Raw genomic sequence first — 3385 nt, 5'->3', positions numbered from 1 at the left:
CTTCTTTGCATTGTCGCCACCTGGGCACCTGCCTGTTTCTGGTTATTGGCCTTGTGAGTCCGTTGACCCAGAGCGCCTCCGCAGCGTTCTTCAGCTCAAAGCGCTTGCCGTATATCGATGACAACCAGCAATGCCGTGGACAACCCCTGCCCGCCACTGTCGAACACCTGACGGGCGAAGCCTGGAAGCTTGATCGCAAGGGCAATCAGGTGGCGCTCGAAGAAGGAATGGCGGTTGACGAGCAGGAAGGCGTGAAGACCTCCCCTTCGGCGTTCGTCAGCCTGTCGCTGGGCGATGGATCACGCATCGTTCTACCGTCCAGTTCGCAGGTCACGTTGCGATTAAACGAAGAACTCCTCATCCCTCAGGTGATTCTTGAGCAAGGTCAGGTCGAGTCGTATGTGATCAAGCGCGCCAGCGACTATGATCGTTTTCAGATCGTGACGCCGGTCGGCGTACTTGGGGTTCGAGGCACACACTTTCGGGTGCGAAACAACGACAATGGGCAATCGCTGATCGAAGTGCTGAATGGCCAGGTGGCTGTCGATCGTGGTGAAAACCTTGATGCGCCACCGAAAAAACGCACGGGCAAACCACTTGCAAAAAAAGCCGAAAAACCGGCGGATGAAGTGCAGGTCATGGCTCGCCAGGGATTACGCATTCAGAAGGAAGGCAAGCTGACGCCGAGCGAGCTGTTGCCGGCACCGCAGTTGTTGGGGCAGACCGGTCAAACCGGCCCTGCACCGGTCTGGCAGTTGATCATGAAACCCTTGCACGGGGCCACGCGCTACCGGGCGCAAGTGGCGACCGACACGGACTTCCTGAACATCAAGCAGGAACAGTTTTCCAGCACGCCAGAGATCAACTTCAGTGGGTTGAAGGCGTTTTTCTACCATGTTCGACTCTCTGCGTATGATGAGCAGGGGCTTGAGGGAGAGACCGGGGTATATGACATCTTCTATTACCCCAGGACCACGCGTGTCCAATAACGACTCGGCCCATTGTCGATGAAACACTGGCCAAGGAAGGAGGGGCGCGGGCCGACCCAGGCCCAGCAGCTGTTTCGTCGGATGGTCCGTGAATGGCTGTGGGTCAGCCTGATCCTGCTGCCGTTGACGGCGCTTCTGTCCTTGAACCATGGGCTGACGCTGAGCAATCTGCTGTACGACAACCTGCGTCGGCTCAGTCCGCTACCCGTTGATMCGCGAATCCTTATTGTCACCATCGACGATTACAGCTTGCAGCAACTCGGCCAGTGGCCCTGGTCGAGAACCTTGCACGCCGACCTGCTGGATCGGCTCAGCGATGCAAAGGCCAAGGGCGTGCTGTTCGACGTCATTTTCAGCGAGCCAGACAAACTTCCCGACAACGACCTGCGCCTGGCACACGCTGCATGCCGGGCTGGCAACGTGTTCGTGCCTTTGCTGCGCGAAGGGGTTGCCCGTTATGGGCAGCCGCTGGGTGAAATCGAACCCGTGGCACCGTTGAGGCTCTGTGCCAAAGGTATCGGGCATATCAACGCCGAGGCGGACGCTGATGGCATCGTGCGCAGCGTGTACCTGCGCGAAGGCCCTGAGCGCAACCCAAGGGCGCAACTGGCCTGGCTGCTTTATGAGATGACCACTGATGGCTCGGATTCCCTGCCCGGCTCGCCATTCTCATTGACGGTTCAAGGCTGGCAACGAACCAACGGCATTCGAATTCCCTTTATCAGCGCGAATGCGGGTTTCCCCAGCGTCCCTTACGTCAGCGTGCTGCGGGGCGAAGTGCCACCCGAACTGCTGCGTGATCGCCTGATCCTGATTGGCTCTACGGCGCCTGGGTTGGGCGACCGCTATGTGACACCGCAGTCGGCGAGCATCGGCACCACACCGGGTATCGAGATTCAAGCCAACATCCTCAATGGTTTGCTGCAACACCGCAGCATCGTGGTACTTGCCGATGGCTGGGCGGTCGGGTTGTCGACGGCCATCGTCGCGTTGCTGCTGGCCTTGCTGCTGTTCCGTCCACGGCGTGCCTTGTGGTTGACCCTGGGCTGCATGGCGATGGCACTGGTCGCCTCGGCGTTGTTGCTCCGCGCCGGTTGGTGGTGGTCGCCCAGCGCCAGTTTGCTGGGGATGCTGCTGGGGTATTTGATCTGGAACTGGCGACGCTTGAGCGCAGTGCTCGCTTACTTCGGCTGGGAACTGGCACGGCTTGATAGCGAACCGAAAGTGTTTCCAGAGCGCCGCCGCACGCCGTCACCGGCCGGCGATGTATTGCAGGGGCAGATCGTCGCGCTGGAACAGGCGATGAGCCGGACCCGCGATACCCGACGGTTCATCGCCGACGGTCTGGAATACCTGCCGGTGGCGACGCTGATCAGCGATCCCAACGGACGGATCCTTTTGGCCAACCGCAATGCGCGGGGGGTATTTGGCAGCGATCTGGTCGGCGAAGACCTGCTGCGACGGCTCTCGGAGATTGGTTATCCGGGGCTGCTCGAGCAGGGAAGTCCTGTGTTGTCGACGCTTGAGACCAACGAGTTTCGCGATACCCAAGGGCGAAGTTTGCGTATGGACCTGGCGCCATTGCTGCCGGCTGAAGGCGGAACGGCGATTGGCTGGTTGCTCAGCCTGACGGATCTGAGCGTCGAGCGCGATGCCGAGGAACAGCGCGCGGTGCTGCTGCGGTTTCTTTCCCATGACCTGCGCGCGCCCCATTCAGTGATTCTGGCCTTGCTCGACGTCCAGTATCACCAAGGCACGGGGGACGCGCAGTTGTTCAGCCAGATCGAGTTGCAGGTACGCAAAGCCTTGAGCCTGACCGAGGCCTTTGTGCAGCTGGCCAAAGCCGAATCCGAGGCGTACCAGTTCGAACCGAGCATGTTCGCGATGCTGGTGCTTGACGCGTTTGATCAGGCGATGAGTATCGCGCAACTCAAGCAGATCGAGCTGTTGCACGATCTGGATGAAGAAGCGGAAGGCATGGTCCTGGCCGATCAGTCGTTGCTGACCCGGGCGCTGTTCAACCTGTTGGAAAACGCCATCAAGTACAGCCCGGCGGGTTCGCAGGTCAGCGTGCGGGTGAGTTGCGCACAGGGCTGGCTGACCTGCGAGATCGCCGACCAGGGCAAAGGTATTTCAGCCGACGAACTCCCCGAATTGTTCAGCCAGTACAAGCGCTTTGCTTCATCTCAAGGCAGTGAGGGACTGGGCCTGGGGTTGTCGATGGTCAAGGCCGTGGTGGATCGCCACGGTGGACGGATTTTCTGTGAAAGCCAGGTTGGGCAAGGTACGACGTTCAGCGTTCAACTGCCGTTGCTGGAGGAGTGAAGCATTTCCCTCCGTAGCAGCTGTCGAGCCTGCGAGGCTGCGTTCGAGGCGGACCGCGATCGGGCGAAGCC

Annotated in this window: 2 protein-coding genes; both read left to right on the top strand. The window is 60.1% G+C overall.

Annotated features, from left to right (window positions below; all coding sequences use genetic code 11):
- Positions 1-5 precede the first annotated feature (5 nt).
- Entirely contained in the window at positions 6-989 is a 984-nt protein-coding gene (locus AC1DH9_RS25420; protein ID WP_477809010.1) for a FecR family protein, read from the top strand.
- 18 nt (positions 990-1007) lie between these two features.
- A complete protein-coding gene (locus AC1DH9_RS25415) occupies positions 1008-3314 on the top strand; it encodes a CHASE2 domain-containing protein (RefSeq protein ID WP_477809009.1) in 2307 nt (768 codons plus the stop codon).
- The last annotated feature ends 71 nt before the right edge of the window (positions 3315-3385 follow it).

The sequence above is a fragment of the Pseudomonas sp. 05T35 genome (genome assembly GCF_056396605.1).
This window is presented reverse-complemented; position numbering and strand designations above follow the sequence as displayed.